Here is a 21,559-nt window from a genome sequence, read left to right as displayed (position 1 = left end):
TGCGACCAAGTATGAACTTTGAATGGTTTATCGGCCTTCGTTATCTGAAGGCAAAGAGAAAGCAAACCTTTATCTCGGTTATTACCTTTATTTCCGTGGCCGGGGTCATGGTCGGGGTAATGGCCCTGATAGTCGTTCTGGCGGTTATGACCGGCTTTGAAGAGGATCTGAAGGGCAAAATACTGGGCCTTAATGCCCATGTCATGGTGCTTAAATATGGTGATTCCATTGGGGATGTAAAGGGTCTGCAGGAAAAGGCAGAAAAGACAAAAGGGGTAGTGGCTACTACCCCTTTTATTTATTCTCAGGCCATGCTGAGCTCGCAGCTCGGGGCCTCAGGCGTGGTCTTAAGAGGAATTGATCTTAAGTCATCCAAAAAGGTCATTAACCTGCATCGATACATGGTCGAAGGTTCATTGGAAAATCTGGAGATTCCTTCCGGGCAGAAAGCGCCGGGGGGAAACACAGAAGGGACTCCGGGTATCATAATCGGCAGGGAACTGGCCAAAAATCTGGGTGTGATAAGGGGCGACCGGGTACAACTTATGTCCCCGACCGGCATGATTACGCCTGTGGGGGTCATACCCAGGATGGAGGCCTTCAGGGTAGTCGGTATATTTGATTGTGGTATGTTTGAATATGATTCTTCCATGGCCTTCATATCCCTGAGAGCGGCCCAATCTTTATTGGATTTAGGCGGCAGAATAACCGGCCTGGAGGTAAAGGTAGCAGATATCTATAAGGCCGACCAGGTGGCTGCCGCTATCAACAACACGCTTGGCTATCCTTACTGGACCAGGGACTGGATGAAGATGAATAAGAACCTTTTTTCGGCCTTAAAACTGGAAAAGATAGCCATGTTCATAATCCTGGCCCTGATTGTCCTGGTGGCGGCCTTCAACATTGTCAGTACGCTGATAATGGTGGTTATGGAGAAAAACAAGGATATAGCCATCTTAAAGTCTATGGGCGCTACGCGGAAGAGCATCATGAAAATCTTCGTCATGGAAGGGGTAATCGTCGGCTTTACCGGGACCATGCTTGGAATTATAGGTGGTTTTGGCCTCACGAGCCTGCTTAAAAAATATAAGTTCATTAAATTGCCCAGCGATGTTTATTACATATCCACCCTGCCGGTAAAGGTGGAGGCGCTGGATGTGGCCTTAATTTCATTTGCGGCTATAGTTATCAGTTTTTTGGCTACCCTTTATCCTTCCTGGCAGGCTTCAAGGCTGGAACCGGCGACTGCTTTGAGATATGAATAGCAAGGACTTGCTCACCGGCTTCTCCATGGGCCAGGGAACCGGACCGGTCGTAGAGGCCCGTAACATCCATAAATCATTTGCCACAGACGGGCAAAGGATAGAAGTGCTGAAAGACATCGACCTGACCGTAAAGGTTGGAGAGTCTTTGGCCATAGTCGGCGCTTCCGGAGTAGGCAAGTCCACACTGTTACACCTTCTTGGCACCCTGGAAATACCGGATAGCGGCAGTATTCTTTATAATGGACTGGATGTATCGAAGTTAAGTGACGAGAATCTGGCCGCCTTTCGAAATAGATATATAGGCTTTGTTTTTCAGTTCCACCACCTTTTGCCTGAATTTACCGCTATTGAAAATGTGATGATCCCGGCGCTTATCGCCCGCCAGGAGAAAAAGAGCGCCCGCGCCCTGGCCGAAGGCGTTCTTTGTGAGGTCGGGTTAAAAGACCGCCTGAGGCACAGGGTTGGAGAACTTTCCGGAGGTGAGCAGCAGAGGGTGGCCCTGGCCCGGGCCATAGTCCTGTCCCCCCGGCTCCTTCTGGCAGATGAACCCACAGGGAATCTGGATACAAAAACAGGCCAAAAGGTACACGATCTCATCTTGGGCCTGGGGGAAAAGAATAATATGGCCACAATCGTGGTAACCCATAATCTGCGGCTGGCGCAGTGCATGGGACGCTGCCTGACTATAGTTGACGGACGCCTGGAACAATCTGATCCCGGGAGATTTTCTTGATATGAAGATATTTTTAAGGTCATTGATCCTGTTTTTCATGATGAGCTCTATTTTTCAACCGGCCATAGCCGCAGAAAAAAAGGCTATAGCGGCTGCGCCTTTTATCGTGCACAGTAAAGAAGACATCAGTTCCCTGGTCGCTTCGATGGAAAAGAACCTGATGTCTGCTCTGACATCGGCGGGCTTTGGAGTAATCGATCCGGCCCGGGTAGCCGGAGAGATCGACAGAAACAGGCTTTTTGATGCCAGATACATGCGGGATGCGGCAGTGAAGCTGGGGGCGGATTGCATCGTATGGGGCAGCATTACTAAAATCGGCCAGCGCCTGAGCCTGGATGTCTGGCTACTTGAAGTCGCCGACCCTAAAGCTCCCGTGCCGCTTTATGCCGAAACCACCGGGGCCGAACAATTGGATAAGGCGCTGCATAAGATAGTGGGCAACATCCAGTTCGCCGTCTTAAAAAAAGAACGTATAGGAGAGGTCTTGTTTTCCGGTAATCGAAGGATTGAATCTGAGGCCATCCGTACCCATATCAAGTCCAAACCGGGCGATATTTTTAACAAGGACAGGTTGAGCGAAGATATGCGCTCCATTTTTGCGATGGGTTATTTTACAGAGATAAATATCGATGTTAAAGACTCTCCTGAAGGGAAAATTGTGACCTTTCTGGTTACAGAGAAGCCGGTTATAAAAGACATCAAGGTAGAAGGGAATATCGGTGTCGAAACGGAGAAAATAAAAGAAGTAATCAGCGTCCGGACAAACTCAATTTTAAAGCTCAAGGATATCCAGGAGTCTGAGGAAAAGATCAGATCTCTCTATCGGGAGAAAGGTTATTACGGGACACTTCTGGATCACAAGTTATCAGACCTGCCTAATAATGAGGCTATACTGACCTTTTCCATTAAAGAAGGCGAAAAGGTGCATATAAAGGAGATCCGGTTCGTTGGAAACAAGGTCTTTGGCAGCAAGCAATTAAAAGATATGCTGGAAACTACGGAAAAGGGGTTTTTATCCTGGCTCACATCCTCCGGCATTTTAAACCGGGATGTTTTGGAGCGTGATTTATCCAAGATAACTTCATTTTACTATAACAACGGGTATATCGAGGTCAAGATCGGAGAGCCTGAGATCGAACACAAGGAGAAATTCATATTTATCACTATCCCTATAGAGGAAGGTTCTCAATTTACAGTGGGGTCGGTGGATATTGAAGGTAAGCTCATAAAGCCAAAAGAGGAGTTGCTGTCGATATTGAAGATTCGCCAGGAAAAGACCTACAGTCGTGATGTCTTAAGGAAGGATATCCTGGTCTTAACAGATGTCTATGCGGACGCCGGTTATGCCTATGCCGAGGTCGCACCCGAGATCGCCAAGGATGATACGGGGAAAAAGGTAAATATAACTTTTTTTATTCAGCCCGGGGGAAAAGTCCATTTCGATCGTATAGAGATATCCGGAAATACCAAGACGCGGGATAAGGTTATAAGACGTGAACTCAGGATAGCGGAAGGAGATCAATTTAACGCCGAAGGCCTGCGTAAGAGCAATCAGAGGTTGCAGAGGCTTGGCTTCTTCGAGGATGTGAATATAGCCCCGGTCAAAGGCGCTGACGAAACTAAAATGGACCTCAAGGTCGAGATTAAAGAAAAGCCTACCGGGGCCTTCAGTATAGGCGGCGGTTACAGCTCTGTGGAGCACTTTATTGGTATGGCCGAGATATCACAGCGAAACCTTTTTGGCCGCGGCCAGGAGTTGAGCCTGCGGGCCCAAACCAGCAGCCGTTCCACCCGTTATAACCTTAGTTTTACAGAACCTTATTTTCTTGATACCAAACTGGCCACCGGCGTCGACCTTTTCAACTGGGAAACGGAGTACGATGATTATACCAAGAAGAGTACCGGCGGAGGATTAAGGCTGGGCTATCCCTTAACCGACAATCTGAGGGTATTTGGCGGTTATAGATTCGAAGATGCCACCATGTCGGACGTTAGTTCCACAGCCTCATGGGTGATAGTTGAGTCCATGGACATCCATGTAACCAGCGCCTTAAATGCCGCTATAGAGAGGGATACACGCAACAGTTACGTCGATCCCACTGCCGGGTCGATAAACAGCTTTTCCGTCGAGTATGCGGGCGGATTCCTGGGGGGTGACAGTGCCTATACTAAGTACACGGCCAAATCAGGCTGGTACTATCCGCTTTTCTGGGATACAGTGGGGCACATTAACGGGGCTATAGGTTATGTGAAGGAGAATCCGGACGGTAAGCTGCCTGTATATGAAAAGTTTTATCTGGGCGGTCTAAATTCAGTGCGCGGGTTTAAGTTCGGGGATGTCAGCCCTATCGACCCGGCTACCGGTGAGCGTATCGGCGGTGAAAAGATGCTGCTCTTCAACGTTGAGTATATATTCCCCCTGATAAAGAAGGCCGGGCTAAAGGGTGTGGTCTTTTTTGATGCCGGTAACGCCTTTCGGGAAGAGGACAGTTACAACCTGACCGACCTCCGAACCAGCGTTGGTTTCGGTTTTCGCTGGTTTTCACCCATTGGGCCGCTGCGCCTGGAGTGGGGTTATAACATAGACCCTGAGCCGGGTGAAAAATCGAGTAGCTGGGATTTTACAATTGGAGGGGCCTTTTAAATAAACTTTCAGCGATCAGCATTCAGTTATCAGCTATGATGGGTGCACCTGTGGGATATGAAGGGAAGCTGAGGGCTGATCGCTGAAAGCCCTTACGTAATGAAAACACTAAAAGAAATAGCCGAATATTGCCATGGGTCACTGGTAGGAGATGGCGATCTCATCATCACCGGTATAGCCAGCCTTGATGAGGCAATGGACGGCCAGATCAGTTTTGTCGCCCACAGAAAATACCTGACGAAGATGGAAACCACCCGGGCATCGGCCCTCATTGTGCCTATGGAGGTGACCGGGGCTCGTGTACCCATTATAAGGACAGAGAACCCTTATCTGGCCTATGCCCGGGCAGCCGCCCTTTTCAGCACCAGGCCATTTGAGGCAAGGGGCATAAGTAAAGAGGCCTGGATGGGCAAAGACTGCCGGATTAATCCCAACGTCAGCATATATCCCTTTGTCTATATTGGAGACAATGTGCGAGTTGAGTCGGGAGTTACCATTTATCCCGGAGTGTATATCGGAAACGAGGTTTCTATCGGCGAGGGGAGTACTATCTATCCGAATGTAACCATAATGGATAGGTGTATTATCGGCGCGCGGGTCATAATACACAGTGGGGTGGTAATCGGCAGCGATGGCTTTGGTTATGCCAGGGATGAGGCTAAACATGTTAAGATCCCGCAACTTGGCATTGTGCAGATTGATGACGAAGTAGAGATTGGCGCCAATACCACTATTGACCGGGCCGCCATGGGAAAGACGTGGATTAAGCGTGGCACAAAGATTGATAATCTGGTCCAGGTGGCTCACAATGTGATAGTCGGAGAAGACACGCTTCTCATTTCTCAAGTGGGTATTTCCGGCAGCGTGGAGATCGGCAACAACGTCATTCTGGCCGGACAGGTAGGGGTGGCCGGACACATTAAAATCGGCGACCGGGTTATGGTCGGGGCAAAATCAGGCGTGCCGGGTTCCCTGCCGGAAGATTCGACAGTCTCCGGCATCCCGGCCATTTCACACCAGGAGTGGTTAAAAGCCAGCGCTGTCTATCGACGTTTACCTGATCTTCTTAAAGAAGTCCGTGATCTTAAGAAGAGAATCGCCAACCTGGAAAAGAATGCAGGGGGACATGAGAAATGAACATGGAAACAAACAAGATAAACATCAGAGAGATATTGAAGATATTACCGCATCGGTACCCATTTTTATTGGTAGATAAAATCCTGGAGTGCAAGTCGGGAGAATCGATAAAAGGCCTTAAGAATGTCACTATTAACGAACCATTTTTTCAGGGCCACTTTCCGGGTCAGCCGATCATGCCAGGGGTGCTGATTTTAGAGGCTATGGCCCAGGTAGGGGGGATACTGGCCTATCTTTCCAACGAGGAGGAAATGAAAAACAGGCTGTTTTATTTTATCGGCCTGGATAAGGTTCGTTTCCGGAAGACGGTAGTCCCCGGAGATCAGATTGTCTTTGATTTAACCATGCTGAAACGAAAAATGAAGATGTACATGATGGCCGGCCGGGCCACGGTCGACGGCAAGCTGGTGGCTGAAGCCGAACTGATGGCTGCTATGTCGGATGATACCGGTGCTTAATCTTGGGAATACAGGAGATAGGAGATAGGAGACAGAAGTCAGGAGTCAGAATAACATTCGAACGTAATACTACCTCTAATTCCGGCTTCTGGATTCTGACATCTGTATTCTGCATAGAAAAAAGGAGATCACATGAAGATTCACCCTACAGCTATTGTCGATACAAACGCTGTTTTGGCAGAGGGTGTCGAAATCGGTCCTTATGTCATAATTGGCAATGATGTAAAGATCGGGGCCCGGACTACAGTTGGTCCCCATACTACCATAGAGGGCTGCACCACTATCGGTGAAGACTGCAAGATAGCGCAATTTGCGACTATCGGTGCGGCTCCCCAGGATATGAAATATAAAGGGAACCCTACCGCGGTTGAGATCGGCAACGGCAATATTATACGGGAGTATGTCACCATTCACAGGGGGACAGAAAACGGTGGAAGAGTCACCCGGATCGGCGACTATAACTTTTTGATGGCTTATACACATATAGCTCATGACTGTAAGATCGGAAACCATGTTATCTTCGCCAACTGCGCCACCTTGGGAGGGCACGTGGAAATCCAGGATCATGCCGTCCTGGGCGGCCTGGTGGCTGTCCACCAATTTTCCCGTATCGGAGGTTATGCCTTTGTGGGTGGTTTATCCGGTATCATTAAAGACATCCCGCCTTACGTTATAGCTTCAGGGGAGAGGGCCAAGCTCTTTGGTATAAATATTATCGGCTTAAAGAGGCATAATTTTTCGCCCGAGGCCATAGATGCCCTGAGGTCGGCTTATAAATTAATAGTCCGTTCGCCGCTCACTCTCAAAGAGGCCGTTGAAACCGCAGAAAGAGAGGTTTTGCAGGTGCCAGAGGTTCAATACTTTATCGATTTTATTAAGAACTCTAAGAGGGGCATTCCAAGAAAATGACCAGGAAAATCGGGATCATCTCGGGCAGTGGCAGGTTCCCGCTCATTTTTTCCGAGGCGGCGCGCCGGGAAGGTTTTGAGGTCATAGCTATTGCGCACAAAGGAGAGACCAGGCCGGAACTGGCTGAGACTGTAGATAAGATTTTCTGGTTAAAGTTGGGCCAGTTGGGGAAGATAATCGATATCTTCAAGCAAGAAGGGGTGCGCGATGTGGTCATGGCCGGGGGTATAGATAAAAAGAATATCTATAGAAAGGTTTGGCCGGATATGAAGGCCATTTCTGTATGGTCGAGGTTAAAGAACCGGCTGGATGACGGCATCTTGCGGGCATTGGCCGGTGTCCTGGAGGAAGAGGGCATAACAGTCCGCGAATCAACCCTGTTTCTCCGGTCTCTTCTGTCGCCGAAGGGTGTTTTGACCCGGCGTAAGCCCACGGAAGAGGAGATGAACGACGTAGAATTCGGATGGAAAGTGGCCAAGGAGATCGGTGGACTTGATATCGGGCAATGCATTGTGGTTAAAGATCTGGTCGTTCTGGCAGTGGAAGCCATCGAAGGGACGGATGAAACTATCCGGCGGGGCGGGCAACTGGCTAATAAAGGGGCGGTCGTGGTAAAAGTTCTTAAACCGAAACAGGATCTTCGTTTTGATTTACCGGCGGTTGGTCTTCAGACCATCCGCACTATGCAGGAGGTACGGGCCTCCTGTCTGGCCGTCGAATCGGACAAGGTATTGATTTTTGAAAAAGAGGAGATGCTGCGGGAGGCCGACCGCAGTAAAATCGCCGTTATTGCCCTGTAAACTTATCGTAAATTATTCACCGCAGAGACGCAAAGAACGCTAAGGAAAGATACGGTTTTTCTCTTTGCCCTTTGCCCGTTGCGGTGAAATTCATTTTTGGAGAGTTTATGCAGAAAGTTAAAGTCGGGGTTGTAGGTGTAGGCTATTTAGGCCAGTACCATGCCGAAAAATATGCATCTATGGCAGAGGCCGATCTGATTGGGGTAGTGGATATCGACAAAAAACGGGCCCATGAAATTGCAGAAAAATATGGGGCTAAACCCTATACTAACTATAAGGATCTCATCGGAAAGGTTGAAGCGGTAAGTGTGGTCGTCCCCACCACTCTGCACTACCCGGTCGCCGGCCATTTTCTCAGACAGGGGATAGACGTTTTACTTGAAAAGCCCATGACCTGTACCCTGTCCGAAGCAGGCCGGTTGATTAAACTGGCGAAGGCAAAAAATCTTATCTTGCAGGTCGGCCATCTGGAACGCTTTAATCCGGCGGTAGTGGCCTTAAGGGACCACCTTGAGAATCCGCTTTTTATCGAGTCTCACCGGCTTTCAACTTTTAAGGGCCGGGGAATCGATGTGGACGTGGTCCTGGACCTCATGATACATGATATTGATATTATCCTGAATATCGTCAAATCAAAGCTTAAGGATATCCATGCGGTCGGAGTACCGGTTATCACGCCTAATACAGATATAGCCAATGTGCGTCTGGAATTTGAAAACGGCTGCACGGCTAATGTCACAGTAAGCCGCATCTCTAATAAAAATATGCGGAAGATAAGAATATTCCAGCCCAACGCCTACCTGTCCGTCGATTATGCACGCAGGGAAATCGTAGTTATTAAGAAAACTGCTCAAAACGGTATGTATGGTTTCCCGGGCATTGAGGAACAGGTCGCTTCTTTCCCTGAGAGTGACTCTCTGGCAGAAGAACTCAGGGCCTTTGTCTCTTCTGTCCGAACCAGGAAGCCGCCGGTTGTTTCAGGCGAGGATGGCCAAAGGGCCCTCCATGTGGCCTTAAAGATTATGAAACAAATAAATCGGACTATAGAGAACCTTGGTCGCTCACTAAATATGTCCTTGCCGGAACATGCCTGCCGGGTCAGCTAACAACATCCTCATAGTAGCCGGCGAGGCCTCCGGTGATATGCACGGGTCCAGTCTGGTCCGGGCCGTGCATGATATTAATCCCGAAATAGATTTTTGGGGGCTGGGCGGGGAAAAGATGCGCGAGGCCGGGGTTAAAACACTCCTCGATTCTACCCGGTTGGCCGTAGTAGGCATCTCTGAAGTATTCACACATCTATGGCAGATTGTTCAGGCCCAGCGTATTTTACGAAAGGCCATGCGTGATAAGCGGCCGGATCTGGTTATACTGATTGACTATCCGGATTTTAACCTCCTCTTAGCGGCCAAGGCCAAGGGTCTGGGAATTCCGGTTATGTACTATATAAGCCCGCAGGTATGGGCCTGGCGCAGCGGGCGGGTCGGAAAGATAAGGCGCCTTGTAAATAGAATGGTGGTCATCCTCCCTTTTGAGGTAGAGTTTTACCGCAGGCATCAGATGGAGGTGGACTTTGTTGGGCATCCACTTCTGGACGTGGTTAAACCGGCTTTTGAAGAGGAATATTTTTATAAACATTTTGAGATTGACCGCAGCCGGCCTGTTGTTGGTCTCTTTCCCGGCAGCCGGTTGCAGGAGGTAAACAGGCTTATGCCTTCTATTATAGATGCAGCCGGAAGATTAGAAGAAAAGATCCCGGGCATTCAGTTTGTCCTGCCCTTGGCTCCAACTATCGATAGAAGATGCGTTGAAGATTTTATCCATTCGACCGGGCTTAAAATTAGGGTTATTGAAGACGGGATCTATGATACTATGAAGGCGGCCCGTGCCGTTATCGCCGCTTCGGGTACGGTAACCCTGGAGGCGGCTATTATAGGTGTGCCTATGATAATCGTCTATAAGGTTTCAAGATTGAGTTATCTTGTGGGAAAAATAATGGTAAGGGTATCTCATATTGGCCTGGTCAACCTGGTGGCCGGTCGAAGGATCGTCCCTGAATTGGTCCAGGAAGAGGTTAACGGCCAGAGGATAGCGGAAGAGGTCTATAAAATTATAGTGCATGATAAGTATCGCCGGACTATGAAAAATGAACTTGAAGGAGTAAAAAACAGGCTGGGCGAGCCGGGTGCATCTACCCGCGCGGCGGAAATTATATGTCAGATGGTGAGGGAGTCGGAAGTTCAAACAGTTTAAGCAGTTCAAACGGCTTGAACCGTTTAAACAGGTTAAGCCGTTACTCGGGTCTCTATGTCAATTTATAAACGTCTATTTAATTTGATCGTTCCTTACTGGAAGAGAATGGCCGTAGCCATGACCTGCATGGTGGGAGTGGCCCTTCTTACTTCAGCCACGGCTTATGTAGTAAAGCCCATGCTGGATGAGGTCTTCTTTAAGAAAGACATGACCATGATCCATTTGATTCCGCTGGCCATAGTTTTTCTTTTCTTGAGCAAAGGTATTTTTTACTATGGTTATTTTTACCTTATAAACTCCGTGGGACAAAAGATTGTGGCGGATCTCAGGGAAGCGGTATACAGGCACTTAAATTGCCTATCCCTATCCTATTTCCATCGTACGCCGACCGGCGTCCTTATCTCACGAGTTCTAAACGACGTAGGTATGATTCAGGGTGCGGTTTCAAATGTCGTTGTCGGCATCTTAAAAGATACTTTTACTGTAATAGGTCTGACCTTTGTCATCTTCTATCAAGACTGGAGATTGGCGCTTATAGCCATGACGATATTTCCTGTCGCGGTAATTCCTATCGTTAAATTCGGCAGAAAATTGCGTAACATCAGCACCAAAAGCCAGCAGATTGTGGGAGATGTAACTGTATTGCTGCACGAGGGTATTACCGGCAGTCGTATCGTAAAAGCCTTTACTATGGAAGAGTATGAAATCAAGAGATTCAGAAAGCAGATTAAAAGACTTTACGACATTATCATGAGCGACGTTAAGGTAAAGGCTGTCGCCCATCCCCTTATGGAATTATTGGGTGGTATTGGAATTGCCTTTATAGTGTGGTACGGAGGCTTACAGGTCATAAAAGGCGACTCAACGCCGGGTACATTTTTTTCCTTTCTAACAGCCCTGATAATGCTGTATGAACCGGTGAAAAACCTCAGCGGCGCGAACAGTGCGATACAGCAAGGGGTGGCTGGCGCTATCCGGGTCTTTGACCTTTTAGATACCCCCCCTGAGATAAGAGACAAAGAGGGTGTTGTAGCGCTACCGCCTATCCGGCAGCATATTGAGTTTAAAAATGTATCCTTTAGATATGACGAGGCGGTTGTGCTCAGGGATATAAATCTTAAGGTGAAGGCCGGTGAAATCCTGGCCATTGTCGGGATTAGCGGCGGAGGCAAGACCACGCTGGTCAACCTTATTCCCCGCTTCTATGACGTAACCGATGGCGCAATTTATATTGACGGCACAGACATCAGAGACGTTACCATCTCTTCCCTCCGTTCCCAAATAGGCATAGTGAGCCAGCAGACGATCCTCTTCAATGACACAGTACGTAACAACATAGCCTATGGCGACGTCAGGAAGTCTGAAGGGGAAATAATAGAGGCCGCTCGTGCCGCCTATGCCTCCGATTTTATTGAGAGGTTACCTCAGAGATGGGATACCGCAATCGGTGAACAGGGGGTCAGGCTCTCAGGTGGCGAAAGGCAGCGGATTTCCATCGCCAGGGCGCTTCTTAAAAATGCGCCTATTTTAATTCTGGATGAAGCCACATCTTCTTTGGACACTGAGTCTGAACTTGAGGTGCAGAAGGCCCTGGATAATTTGATGCAGGGAAGGACCACCTTGGTCATTGCCCATCGGCTTTCCACTATTCGAAATGCTGACCGGATTATCGTCATCAAGGATGGAGCCATCGTGGAAGAAGGAAAACATGATGAGCTTTTGGCTTTGGGCGGTGAATATCGTAAATTGCACGATATGCAATTCCGGGATGAGTCGGATCTCACCGCAGAGAGCACAAAGGATACAGAGAGCTGATAGCTGAAAGCTGATAGCTTGTAACATGTTCACATTATATAACGTCTTACAATTAATATTCATCTTTATATTCCTGCCGTTCATCCTGCTTAGAATAGCCTTTACGCCAAAGTACAGACAGAGGATTTTAAACCGGCTGGGGCTACGCCCCCCTTCCATGGATGCGGTAAATGACTCCGGCCCCAGGATATGGATTCACGCCCTGTCCGTGGGTGAGGTGATGTCTTCAATAGCCTTGGTCAGGGAGATACGGCAGCGATTTCCGGATTGGGTGATAATTTACTCTACCTCCACAGCCACAGGAGCGGGTATCGCACGGCAAAAACTCGGTGACATGGTCGATTACCTGATTACTTATCCCCTCGACCTGTTCTGGTCGGTGCGGCAGGTAGTTAAAGACATCAGGCCTGACCTTTTTGTCCTGATTGAGACCGACCTGTGGCCCAATATGCTGAGCGCCCTTTCACGCCGTGGGACACCAATTATCCTGCTGAACGGGCGTATATCAGACGCCTCTTTTAATAATTATAAAAGGTTCAGCCTGTTTTTTGGCCCTATTTTTTCTTTAATAGACAAATTTGCCATGCAGTCACGCGCCGACGAAGAAAGGATGATAGAGCTTGGCATAAGTCCCCGGAAGATATTCAGGATCGGTAACCTGAAATTTGATCAGGAAGGCGTGCAGGTCGGAGAAAAGGAGACCGGGAAGTTAAGACGTAATCTGCACATACCTCCTGGAAGTAAAGTCTTTATCGCCGGCAGTACCCACGCAGGAGAAGAGGAGATAATCCTTTCGGCCTATGGTAAGTTAATTCTTACTTATCCTGATCTCTTTCTCTTACTGGCTCCACGAGACCCGGGGCGGGCGGACGATGTGAAGGGGCTGGCCCAATCTGCCGGTCTTGATGCCTATAAAAAGACTGAACTCCCGGGGTTGCCGGAAAGTAACACGGTGCGGATAGTTGTTCTTGATACGCTTGGGGAACTTTCGAAATTATATGCCCTGGCCACGGTAGCCTTTATCGGCGGCAGTCTGGCGCCGGAACGGGGACATAACGTCCTGGAGGTCGCTGCCCATGCCAAGCCGGTAGTATTCGGGCCTCACACAGAGGATTTTAAAGAGGCGGCCACGGCTCTTATAAGGAAGGGTGGTGGCTACATGGTGAATAGTGCAAACGAACTTGTAAATATTTTAGAAATTATCCTGTCTAACGATGTTTTGGCCCAAAAGTCAGGGGAGAGGGCCTTTCAGGTTATCGAGGAAAATAGAGGCGCAGTGGAGAAGGCCATTGACCTTATTTCTGGAACTTTCCTGCGCACATCAAACCTCAAAGGAACAAGGCATTAAGCATTAATGAACCCAAAACTCGCAACCCGAAACTCGCAACTCGTAACTCTACTCTTACCCTTTGGCCATCTGTACGGCCAGATCATGAGATTGAGAGCAAAACTTTATGACTTTGGTCTCTTTAAGACCCGGAGTCTGCCCTGCCGGGTCATTAGCATCGGCAACCTGACACTGGGGGGCACGGGAAAGACGCCCCTGACTATATGGCTGGCCAGATACCTGCAAGGCAGGGGTAAAAGGGTTGCCATAGTGAGCCGGGGTTATAAGGCGAAAAATAAGGGCCCCGTATCCGTCGTCTCTGACGGCCGGCACATCCTTCTTGGTCCGGATGAGGCCGGAGATGAGCCGTTCATGATGGCCAGCAGTCTTCCGGGTGTCCCGCTTCTTATCGGTAAAAAGCGGTTTCCGGTGGGGATGAGGGCCATAGAAGATTTTAGCCCTGATGTGGTTTTACTTGATGATGGCTACCAACACTTGGGATTGGCCAGAGATCTAAATATCCTCCTTCTCCGGACCGTCAACCCCTTTGGAAATGGGCAGGTATTTCCGGCCGGAACCTTACGCGAACCCCTTTCAGCGCTTAAGCGTGCGGATGCCTTTATTTTGACCTATGCGGAGGAAGGCACTGAATCTACCGTTGAAAAATTAAGGCTCTTTTTACATAGAGAATTCCCTGATAGGCCGGTTTTTATAAGTTATTGCAAACCGGTTTCCTTCTATTTGTTGAACGAAACATTCATCCGCCTTGGGCGGACAAAGGACAATGAAAATCCCCCCTCACCCCCCTTTAGTAAAGGGGGGGATACGTTAAGTCCCCCTTTGGGGAAAGACGGGGGCCCATCAATTCCCCCTTTGGAAAAGGGGGATATAGGGGGATTTTCAGATGAAAAGGCATCACATAACCTATCAGAACTAAAAGGAAAGAAGGCCCTTGCCTTTTGTGGTATAGCCCATCCCGAGTCTTTCAGAAAGATGCTGATTCGTTTAGATATTGATCTGGTTGATCTTATAGCTTATCGTGACCACTATGATTATCATAGAGGTGACCTGGAAGAGATCGAGGAGAGGGCCGCCAGAAAAGGCGCGGAGTTTATAATCACTACAGAAAAAGACGCTGTTAAAATTGATAAACGGATTGGAGCAAAGATCCCTATCGGAGTATTAAGGACAGAAATTACCTTTGAATCTGATTTTTCTTCTTTTATTGATGAGTGTATGGGCATCTAATGCAACTGAAACAAGACAAAAACATTAAGAATATCCTTATCCGATCCACCAACTGGATTGGCGACGCCATAATAACCACTCCGGCGGTTAAGACCATCCGGCAAAATTTCCCTCATGCGAAGATAAGTATCCTGGCCAAGCCCTGGGTCAAAGATGTCTTTGCCGCCAATCCCTATATCGATCATATTATTGTCTATGACAGCATGCATAGCCACAAGGGTTTGCGTGGGCAGGCACGTCTGGCCAGGGAATTGGCCGACGAAGGCTTTGACCTGGCTTTCCTACTGCAAAATGCCTTTGAAGCGGCCTGGTTGGCCTATCTGGCGCACATCCCAAGGCGTGTCGGTTATAATACGGATGCACGAAGTCTTCTACTGACACATAGCGTACCTCTGAAAAAAGAGACAAAGAAGATACATCAGGTCTATTACTACCTCCGTATGCTGGAAGGCCTGGGCCTGGAGGTGGAGCAAAAGCCGCAGCTTTTTTTAAAACCCGCACCTGATGATATCGCCTGGGCACGGAAGGCGCTCCTCCCTCTAATTCCCACTTTAAAAATGGGGGGTGAGGGGGGATTTTCAGATGAGAATAAACTGATCGGTATCAACCCCGGCGCTTCTTATGGCCCGGCCAAAAGGTGGCTGCCGGAACGTTTTGTGGAATTGGCCGGGATGCTTACAAAACAGGCGGATGCCAGGGTAGTCATTTTTGGGACTAATGCGGATAGAAAAGTAGGGGAGGGGGCCTTAGCCGCGGCATCGGGGCGAGTGATCAATATGGCAGGGAAGACCACCTTGGGCCAGGCCATGGCCTTGATGGCCTGTTGCCGGGTCTTCATTACCAACGATTCAGGCCTGATGCACGTAGCCGCAGCCCTGCATGTTCCCCTGGTGGCCATCTTCGGCTCTACCAATCCGGTGACTACCGGGCCATTTTCAGACCGGGCCGTGATCCTGCGCAAGGATATAGATTGCAGCCCTTGCCTGAAAACGGTCTGTCCGGCAGACTTTCGCTGCATGAAAGAGATTACGACGAAAGAGGTTTACGAGGCTACGCTAAAAATGCTGGAGAAACAGTAACCGTTCGTCTCACCACAAGGACGCAAAACGCGCTAAGAAAAAAAAAGAGAATCTGGAAATCAAAAAATCAGGAATAAAAGATTTTTTCATGAGTTCCTGAGTTCCAAATTTTATTCTTTTTGCGGTCTTTGCGCTTTCGCGTGGACTATTACGAGGAGTATGAAAATTGAATATCGGCGTCTTTCTGGATCGGGATGGGACCATTAATGAAGAGATGGGATATATTAATCACCTTTCGCGGTTTCATATCCTCCCGCGTGCCGCTGAGGCCATAAGGCTCTTAAACAATAGCGGATTAAAGGTAGTTGTGGCTACCAATCAGTCCGGCCCGGCCCGGGGATATTTCCCGGAGGAGTTGATTGGTGTAGTGAATAACAAGATGATAGACATCCTGAAAGAACAGGATGCGCGTCTTGATGGGATTTATTACTGCCCGCATCACCGCGAGGCCGTTGTTCCTTCTTACCGGGTGGCCTGCGATTGTCGCAAGCCCAAAACCGGCCTGTTAAAAAAAGCGGCTCAAGAGCTGGCTATTGATCTCTCGAGATCTTATGTGATAGGCGACCGCTTCCTGGACATAGAACTTGCCCATAATGCCGGGGCCAAAGGTATCCTGGTGCTGACCGGTTACGGCAGAGGTGAGTTGATGTATCTGGATGACTCAAGTCCTATAAGGCCGGATTTTGTGGCCGAAGACCTTTATGAAGCAGCCCGGTGGATACTCCAGGACATATCATCTCACCGCAAAGACGCAAAGAAGGACCTGAAGTGATAAAAGAAGAAGATAAGAAAGTATTCACCGCAGAGCCGCCAAGGACGCAAAGTTTTTTCTTTGATAACAATATGTTGTCTTCGCGGTCTTTGCGCCTTTGCGGTGAGATATGAATATCCTCATCGTCAAACTAAGCGCCATCGGCGACGTAGTTCATTCCCTGCCTGTCCTCTACGCATTGCGCCAGAGATTTCCCTCGGCCCACATTGCCTGGCTGGTAGAGGAAGCCGCCTCCAGTTTACTCGAAGGCCATCCTTTGCTGGATCGCCTTATTGTGTCAAAACGCAAAAGCTGGCTTAAGGCCCTCGGCCACGCAGGTAATAGAAAAAGGGCTATAAGCGAGATAAAATCCTTCATTCATGAGCTAAGAGATACTGAATACGATGTTGTTCTCGACCTGCACGCCCTTCTAAAGAGCGGACTGTTGATCTTTCTCGCCCGGGGCAAGCGAAAAGTTGGCTACGCCAGTGGAGATGAGGGGAGTTCTATCTTTCTGAATGAAAGAATCCCTCCTTATGATATCGAAGAACATGCTATTCTGCGTTACATGAATCTGGCAAAATATCTGGGGGCGCAGCCAAATGGTTATTACTTTCCGATTCCTGTTTCGAGTGCTGATAAAGAGTCTGTAACGCGAATACTGGAAAGAGAGAGGATCGAGGGGCCTTTTATAGCCATAAATCCTGTGGCCAAGTGGGACAGCAAACTCTGGGATAAAAAAAGGTTTGCCCTGCTGGCTGATCATTGTATAAAGGAACTTAAGCTCCCGGTTATTTTTACCGGCGGCAGAGAAGATGACGCTGCGATTCAGTCAATTATGGAACATATGCAGGAGAGGGCGGTTAATCTTTGCGGACGAACCAACTTAAGGGAGCTGGCTTATCTCTATAGCCTCAGTCGGGTGATGGTGACGACAGACACCGGACCCATGCACATTGCGGCTGCCGTAGGGACGTCGGTAGTATCCCTTTTTGGCCCCACCGCCCCCTGGAGAACCGGGCCATTCGGGGATGGTCATGTGGTTATTCGCAAGGAACTGCCCTGTAGTCCCTGCTTCAAAAAAAAGTGTACTGATCCGAGATGCATGAATACAATCGAGGTGGAAGAGGTTTTGCAGGCGATATGGAACAGGATCAACCTATCGCCAAAGGACTGAAAATATAGTTAGGGAGATTATAATAAATTCAACGCAAATCTGCGTCCGATTAAGGAGTTATCATGATCAACAAGGAACTTTTAGATATTCTGGCTTGTCCTAAATGCAAGGGCAATGTCAGATTGAACGAGGCCAAGGATGGATTGATCTGTGATAAGTGTAAGCTTCTTTATGAAATCAAGGACGATATACCTGTCATGTTGATTGACGAGGCCAAAAAGATTGAATAACAATCATATTATCTGTCATTCCGTGCTTGACACGGAATCCAGGGTTTTAGTTTCTGGATTCCTGCTTTCGCAGGAATGACACACGGGGCAGGAATGACATTTTCATTGTTCCTTGTGCCGACGTGTCGACATGTGTGTTTTATACTCAGAGATACTACCTCGGCGTTAATATATCCATCATCTCTTGAATAGCTCTTTGTACCTTATCCGTTTCTAAGTTATGAAGGCATCTACTCCACCCCGTAGAATCACAGCCTTTCTGATGACAGGGCGCGCAGTCGTCATCGGGAGTGACGACACGGTGATCGTCGCCCGGAGGTGCCCAGTCCCTCCAGTCTGAGGGACCATAGATGGTTATGGTGGGAGTGCCCACAGCCGCAGCTATATGAGGAGCCGCGCTGTCTACCCCTATATGTAAAAAACTCAGGGCTAATACTCCGGCTAACTCACTCAACGTAGTCTGGCCGGCAAGATTAAATACTCTTCCCCGGCATTTTTTAACCAATTCAAAGGCCTTATTTTTCTCCTCATGGGAGCCCACGATGACGGCTGGAAAGCCGTGTCTATCCCATATCCAGTCGATGACCTGGACCCATTTATCATGACTCCATTCTTTATATTGCCACCTGGAAAAGGGATTTAATGTAATCCATCGTTGATTAATGCCAAAAAGTCCCTCACCGTCGAGAAGCTTATGCACCTGTTCTTTAACATTTTCAGAAACCCACAATTTGGGAACGGTATTTTCCGTATCGATGCCTAATTCTCTCACAATACGGAGGGATTGTTCTGCAGCTCCCAGTGTTTTTTTTGTTGGTACCGGGGGATCGACTACATGGGTAAATAACATATTCCGCCAGAACGGTACTTCACAGTAAAACATGGACACTCTCACCGGGGCGCCTGTAATATAGGCCATTATGGCTCCCCGATCCCCGGCCCGTAGATCAAAGACAAGGTCAAAATGTTCCTTACGCAAGCCTCTTATAAAGCGTATTTGCTCGATGGCTTTTTTAAAGAAGCTTCCTTTATAACGCCTGACCTCAAATATCTTATGGAGGGACGGATCTTCCGCTAAAAGTGTTCCAAAACCTTCCCACACAAGAATAGATACTTTTGCGTCCGGATATTTTTCTTTGACGGCCCATAAGGTCGGGGTAACCCAGACTACATCACCAATATCACCCAGTTGTATGATGAGAATATTTTCTGTATCTCTTTTTTGAAGAGGTTGACCTTTAATAAACATCTATCCACTCAGGGGCGACCGTTTAAGTGCCAGAGTATAAGCTTTGAATTGACTACCCATTTATTCCTTAAATTTTTATTTGTAAAAAGCATAGCCAGATTTCCAAGAGAAGTTAATAACCAATTTATGATCGTACGTATGAAGATAACGAAAAAAATAATCTGGTAATAGCTACGGCTTTTCCATTTCTTAAAGAATTGGTATCGGGAACGGTAAAATTCGATCCGGGAACGAACATTCCGGCCGATGCTTTGTCCCTGGAGATGATAAATACGGGCTGAAGGGACATGGTAAATCTTCCAACCGGCGGTCTTCATCTGTAACGCCCAGTCCGTCTCTTCAAAAAAGAAAAAGTAGCGCTCATCGAACATTCCAACTTCGTCTATGGCCTGCTTCCGCACCAGAAGGCAGGCCCCGATCCCTGAATCAACCTCAACCGGCCCCTTATAATCATATCGCTTGCTGGGATAGCGCTTTGGAAACAGGTATTCGAGGAGAGGGGTATTAAGAAAAAGTGTTAATAGATCGGGGAAATTGGCGATTGAGTTTTGTTTGCTCCCATCGGCGTTTAAAAGCTGTCCGCAGGCCATGGCCGCATCCGGATGGACCTCCATGAAAGAAAATAGTTCATAAACGGCATGTTCTTTTAAAACTGTATCTGTATTCAGCAACAATGCATATCGACCCTTCATAATACCAAAAGCCTGGTTATTGGCCGCCCCGAAACCCCGGTTGGTGTTGTTTTCGATAATCGTAACCTGCGGAAACTCCTCACGCAGCATGGCCACACTTCCATCATGAGAAGCATTGTCAATCACGATGATCTCAAGGGCGATACCTTGTACTTTCCCGTAGATGGAATTCAGGCAGTTTCGTAGCAGGTCTTTCGTGTTCCAGTTGACGATAATGATTGAAATATCCATTTGTTACCACAGAGCCACAGAGTTGACAATCTCGTAAAAAGTCCAAAATATCACGCAAGGCCGCCAACGACGCAAAAAGAATAAGATTTGGAACTCAGGAACTCATGAAAAAATCTTTTATTCCTGATTTCTTGATTTCCAGATTTTCATTTTTACTTCGCGGTCGTTGCGCCTTTGCGTGAGAAATTGACTTTGACTATTGACCAGTGACGTTGCCTATAGTCAGCGACCATGTCGATCTGGTTTAGCCCGTCTATTTAATTCAGCCAACTTGGCGTACTTAAAAAATTTATTCACCGAATCGGTAATGGCCAGGGTAAATCCCTGTGCGCCATCCAGAACTCCGAGTCGTAAAAAATAGTCCTGAAAAAATGTAAGAACTGCGCGCAGGGTGGCAGACCAGACCGAGGCTTTTCTGCCCTGGTCAAAGGCCTCCTGGGCAGCCAGGGTGGAATAATGGTCGATTTTAAGTAAAATCCGGCTGAGGCGGCTTTCGGTATAATGCTCTATGGGCACATCCAAGTCCTGCACAGGGCCATTGACCACGATGGATTCGTGAACTTTGGCCGGAGACATTTGGCCGCGATCCTTCTGAAAAAGCCTGACCACCCGGTCCGGCCACCACCCGGAGTGCCTGATCCAGCGGCCCTGAAAGTAGTTTTTTCTGGGAAAACTGTACCCGACAGCACTCCCTGAATCGTTAGAAATGATATTTTTTATGGTAAGGGCGGTTTCCGGTGGGATTCGCTCATCCGCATCCAGCACAAGTATCCATCTATTTCTGCACTTATTGATGGCAATTTGTTTCTGAGGGCCAAATCCCCGCCAGGGTTCGATAAATACCTCGCACCCAAAGTCTGATGCAATTTTTACCGTGTCATCCGTGCTCCCAGAATCCACCACCACAATCTGCCCGGCAAAATCTATGCTTTTGAGGCAATCGGGCAGGTTAGTTGCCTCGTTTTTGGTTATGACAGCTACGGAGAAAGGTATCTTATTGTCCATAAGTTGGCTATTATTTTAGAAATTCGAATAATACTTAACATAGATATAATCTTATTAAAAGAATGATTTTTTGCTTGGAAAAGACAAAAAACGTCATTATAATCGACAAAACAATCGGATGTTATGAAGGATATGGAGAAATTGCGATATGTGAGGATGAACATACGATTTCTACAATGTCCGATAAATGTAGAAATGAGGGCAGATTACCAAAAATAGAACAGGTATCGACCACGACACTTAATACGTTAATTAGCTTATATGGACGCCCCGCGTTCTGTAAAATAGATGTTGAACGATTTGAAAAATCAGTATTAAATGGGTTAACGAGACCAATTCCTTTGATATCTTTTGAAGTTACAAGGGAATTTTTATGACGCGAAAAATTGTAGAAATTACCTTTTATCAATAGGCCGATTGGCGAATCAAGGATCTATTATTGACAGACTGGGTAGGACCTGAGGAGCTATACAAGAGAGTAGATTCATTGGATGGCGAATTTCTCTGGAGTGATATATATCAAGCTTCTTTGAAACATGCACCCGGGTAGGCAAGT

General features: G+C 47.8%; 20 protein-coding genes. 17 read left to right on the top strand and 3 right to left on the bottom strand.

From position 1 onward, the window contains the following. Positions 1 to 11: 11 nt before the first annotated feature. The 16 genes from PHT49_08085 to PHT49_08010 all read left to right on the top strand — a co-directional run bounded on the left by PHT49_08085 (position 12) and on the right by PHT49_08010 (position 17,826). A complete protein-coding gene (locus tag PHT49_08085; GenBank protein ID MDD5451835.1) occupies positions 12 to 1,265 on the top strand; it encodes a lipoprotein-releasing ABC transporter permease subunit in 1,254 nt (417 codons plus the stop codon). Then, complete coding sequence (locus tag PHT49_08080; GenBank protein ID MDD5451834.1) at positions 1,258 to 1,998, top strand: ABC transporter ATP-binding protein; 741 nt, start codon at positions 1,258 to 1,260, stop codon at positions 1,996 to 1,998. The genes PHT49_08085 and PHT49_08080 overlap by 8 nt, the downstream gene beginning before the upstream one ends. A 1-nt stretch (position 1,999) precedes the next feature. Then, positions 2,000 to 4,642 (top strand): outer membrane protein assembly factor BamA, encoded by a 2,643-nt coding sequence (bamA, locus tag PHT49_08075; protein ID MDD5451833.1) that lies wholly within the window; start codon positions 2,000 to 2,002, stop codon positions 4,640 to 4,642. Positions 4,643 to 4,741: 99 nt separating this feature from the next. Beyond that, the gene (gene lpxD / locus PHT49_08070) at positions 4,742 to 5,779 is read left to right on the top strand and encodes a UDP-3-O-(3-hydroxymyristoyl)glucosamine N-acyltransferase (GenBank protein MDD5451832.1); all 1,038 of its coding nucleotides are present in this window, start codon (positions 4,742 to 4,744) and stop codon (positions 5,777 to 5,779) included. Further along, positions 5,776 to 6,237 carry a 3-hydroxyacyl-ACP dehydratase FabZ gene (gene fabZ / locus PHT49_08065; GenBank protein MDD5451831.1) on the top strand — a complete coding sequence of 154 codons (462 nt, stop codon included), beginning with the start codon at positions 5,776 to 5,778 and terminating at the stop codon, positions 6,235 to 6,237. The genes lpxD and fabZ overlap by 4 nt, the downstream gene beginning before the upstream one ends. A gap of 132 nt (positions 6,238 to 6,369) precedes the next feature. Then, on the top strand, positions 6,370 to 7,146 hold the full coding sequence (lpxA, locus tag PHT49_08060; protein MDD5451830.1) for an acyl-ACP--UDP-N-acetylglucosamine O-acyltransferase: 777 nt from the start codon (positions 6,370 to 6,372) through the stop codon (positions 7,144 to 7,146). Continuing rightward, on the top strand, positions 7,143 to 7,946 hold the full coding sequence (lpxI, locus tag PHT49_08055; protein MDD5451829.1) for a UDP-2,3-diacylglucosamine diphosphatase LpxI: 804 nt from the start codon (positions 7,143 to 7,145) through the stop codon (positions 7,944 to 7,946). Before lpxA ends, lpxI begins: the two co-directional genes overlap by 4 nt. A gap of 107 nt (positions 7,947 to 8,053) precedes the next feature. Beyond that, on the top strand, positions 8,054 to 9,052 hold the full coding sequence (locus tag PHT49_08050; GenBank protein MDD5451828.1) for a Gfo/Idh/MocA family oxidoreductase: 999 nt from the start codon (positions 8,054 to 8,056) through the stop codon (positions 9,050 to 9,052). Further along, the gene (lpxB, locus tag PHT49_08045; GenBank protein ID MDD5451827.1) at positions 9,033 to 10,199 is read left to right on the top strand and encodes a lipid-A-disaccharide synthase; all 1,167 of its coding nucleotides are present in this window, start codon (positions 9,033 to 9,035) and stop codon (positions 10,197 to 10,199) included. The genes PHT49_08050 and lpxB overlap by 20 nt, the downstream gene beginning before the upstream one ends. A 54-nt stretch (positions 10,200 to 10,253) precedes the next feature. Beyond that, complete coding sequence (gene msbA, locus PHT49_08040) at positions 10,254 to 12,014, top strand: lipid A export permease/ATP-binding protein MsbA (GenBank protein MDD5451826.1); 1,761 nt, start codon at positions 10,254 to 10,256, stop codon at positions 12,012 to 12,014. A gap of 25 nt (positions 12,015 to 12,039) precedes the next feature. Continuing rightward, positions 12,040 to 13,362 (top strand): 3-deoxy-D-manno-octulosonic acid transferase, encoded by a 1,323-nt coding sequence (locus PHT49_08035; GenBank protein MDD5451825.1) that lies wholly within the window; start codon positions 12,040 to 12,042, stop codon positions 13,360 to 13,362. 6 nt (positions 13,363 to 13,368) lie between these two features. Beyond that, positions 13,369 to 14,589: a tetraacyldisaccharide 4'-kinase gene (gene lpxK / locus PHT49_08030; protein ID MDD5451824.1), complete on the top strand. Its 1,221-nt coding sequence runs from the start codon at positions 13,369 to 13,371 to the stop codon at positions 14,587 to 14,589. Then, on the top strand, positions 14,589 to 15,668 hold the full coding sequence (gene waaF / locus PHT49_08025) for a lipopolysaccharide heptosyltransferase II (GenBank protein MDD5451823.1): 1,080 nt from the start codon (positions 14,589 to 14,591) through the stop codon (positions 15,666 to 15,668). The genes lpxK and waaF (PHT49_08025) overlap by 1 nt, the downstream gene beginning before the upstream one ends. A 166-nt stretch (positions 15,669 to 15,834) precedes the next feature. Continuing rightward, entirely contained in the window at positions 15,835 to 16,440 is a 606-nt protein-coding gene (locus PHT49_08020) for an HAD family hydrolase (protein ID MDD5451822.1), read from the top strand. Between the two features lie 109 nt (positions 16,441 to 16,549). Next, positions 16,550 to 17,596, top strand: a complete 1,047-nt coding sequence (gene waaF, locus PHT49_08015) for a lipopolysaccharide heptosyltransferase II (GenBank protein MDD5451821.1) — start codon at positions 16,550 to 16,552, stop codon at positions 17,594 to 17,596. 59 nt (positions 17,597 to 17,655) lie between these two features. Then, positions 17,656 to 17,826, top strand: coding sequence for a Trm112 family protein (locus PHT49_08010; GenBank protein ID MDD5451820.1), 171 nt, complete (start codon positions 17,656 to 17,658; stop codon positions 17,824 to 17,826). 154 nt (positions 17,827 to 17,980) lie between these two features. Here PHT49_08010 and rfaQ read toward each other — a convergent pair whose 3' ends face one another. The 3 genes from rfaQ to PHT49_07995 all read right to left on the bottom strand — a co-directional run bounded on the left by rfaQ (position 17,981) and on the right by PHT49_07995 (position 21,003). Then, positions 17,981 to 19,075 (bottom strand): putative lipopolysaccharide heptosyltransferase III, encoded by a 1,095-nt coding sequence (rfaQ, locus tag PHT49_08005; protein MDD5451819.1) that lies wholly within the window; start codon positions 19,073 to 19,075, stop codon positions 17,981 to 17,983. A gap of 8 nt (positions 19,076 to 19,083) precedes the next feature. After that, entirely contained in the window at positions 19,084 to 19,998 is a 915-nt protein-coding gene (locus tag PHT49_08000) for a glycosyltransferase family 2 protein (GenBank protein ID MDD5451818.1), read from the bottom strand. Between the two features lie 222 nt (positions 19,999 to 20,220). Continuing rightward, on the bottom strand, positions 20,221 to 21,003 hold the full coding sequence (locus PHT49_07995; protein MDD5451817.1) for a glycosyltransferase family 2 protein: 783 nt from the start codon (positions 21,001 to 21,003) through the stop codon (positions 20,221 to 20,223). Positions 21,004 to 21,077: 74 nt separating this feature from the next. Between PHT49_07995 and PHT49_07990 the strand changes: the two genes are divergently transcribed. After that, the gene (locus tag PHT49_07990; GenBank protein ID MDD5451816.1) at positions 21,078 to 21,380 is read left to right on the top strand and encodes a hypothetical protein; all 303 of its coding nucleotides are present in this window, start codon (positions 21,078 to 21,080) and stop codon (positions 21,378 to 21,380) included. Positions 21,381 to 21,559: the final 179 nt, after the last annotated feature.

This window comes from Desulfovibrionales bacterium, from assembly GCA_028715605.1.
GTDB lineage: Bacteria > Desulfobacterota > QYQD01 > QYQD01 > QYQD01 > QYQD01.
The sequence above is the reverse complement of the archived record's forward strand: the minus strand, read 5'-3'. Positions and strand labels throughout refer to the sequence as shown.

Excerpts from the sequence above, each read along its gene's own strand:
- PHT49_08085 (MDD5451835.1), top strand. The coding sequence starts at position 12 with ATGAACTTTGAATGGTTTATCGGCCTTCGTTATCTGAAGGCAAAGAGA.
- PHT49_08080 (MDD5451834.1), top strand. The coding sequence starts at position 1,258 with ATGAATAGCAAGGACTTGCTCACCGGCTTCTCCATGGGCCAGGGAACC.
- bamA (MDD5451833.1), top strand. The coding sequence starts at position 2,000 with ATGAAGATATTTTTAAGGTCATTGATCCTGTTTTTCATGATGAGCTCT.
- lpxD (MDD5451832.1), top strand. The coding sequence starts at position 4,742 with ATGAAAACACTAAAAGAAATAGCCGAATATTGCCATGGGTCACTGGTA.
- fabZ (MDD5451831.1), top strand. The coding sequence starts at position 5,776 with ATGAACATGGAAACAAACAAGATAAACATCAGAGAGATATTGAAGATA.
- lpxA (MDD5451830.1), top strand. The coding sequence starts at position 6,370 with ATGAAGATTCACCCTACAGCTATTGTCGATACAAACGCTGTTTTGGCA.
- lpxI (MDD5451829.1), top strand. The coding sequence starts at position 7,143 with ATGACCAGGAAAATCGGGATCATCTCGGGCAGTGGCAGGTTCCCGCTC.
- PHT49_08050 (MDD5451828.1), top strand. The coding sequence starts at position 8,054 with ATGCAGAAAGTTAAAGTCGGGGTTGTAGGTGTAGGCTATTTAGGCCAG.
- lpxB (MDD5451827.1), top strand. The coding sequence starts at position 9,033 with ATGCCTGCCGGGTCAGCTAACAACATCCTCATAGTAGCCGGCGAGGCC.
- msbA (MDD5451826.1), top strand. The coding sequence starts at position 10,254 with ATGTCAATTTATAAACGTCTATTTAATTTGATCGTTCCTTACTGGAAG.
- PHT49_08035 (MDD5451825.1), top strand. The coding sequence starts at position 12,040 with ATGTTCACATTATATAACGTCTTACAATTAATATTCATCTTTATATTC.
- lpxK (MDD5451824.1), top strand. The coding sequence starts at position 13,369 with ATGAACCCAAAACTCGCAACCCGAAACTCGCAACTCGTAACTCTACTC.
- waaF (MDD5451823.1), top strand. The coding sequence starts at position 14,589 with ATGCAACTGAAACAAGACAAAAACATTAAGAATATCCTTATCCGATCC.
- waaF (MDD5451821.1), top strand. The coding sequence starts at position 16,550 with ATGAATATCCTCATCGTCAAACTAAGCGCCATCGGCGACGTAGTTCAT.
- rfaQ (MDD5451819.1), bottom strand. The coding sequence starts at position 19,075 with ATGTTTATTAAAGGTCAACCTCTTCAAAAAAGAGATACAGAAAATATT.
- PHT49_08000 (MDD5451818.1), bottom strand. The coding sequence starts at position 19,998 with ATGGATATTTCAATCATTATCGTCAACTGGAACACGAAAGACCTGCTA.
- PHT49_07995 (MDD5451817.1), bottom strand. The coding sequence starts at position 21,003 with ATGGACAATAAGATACCTTTCTCCGTAGCTGTCATAACCAAAAACGAG.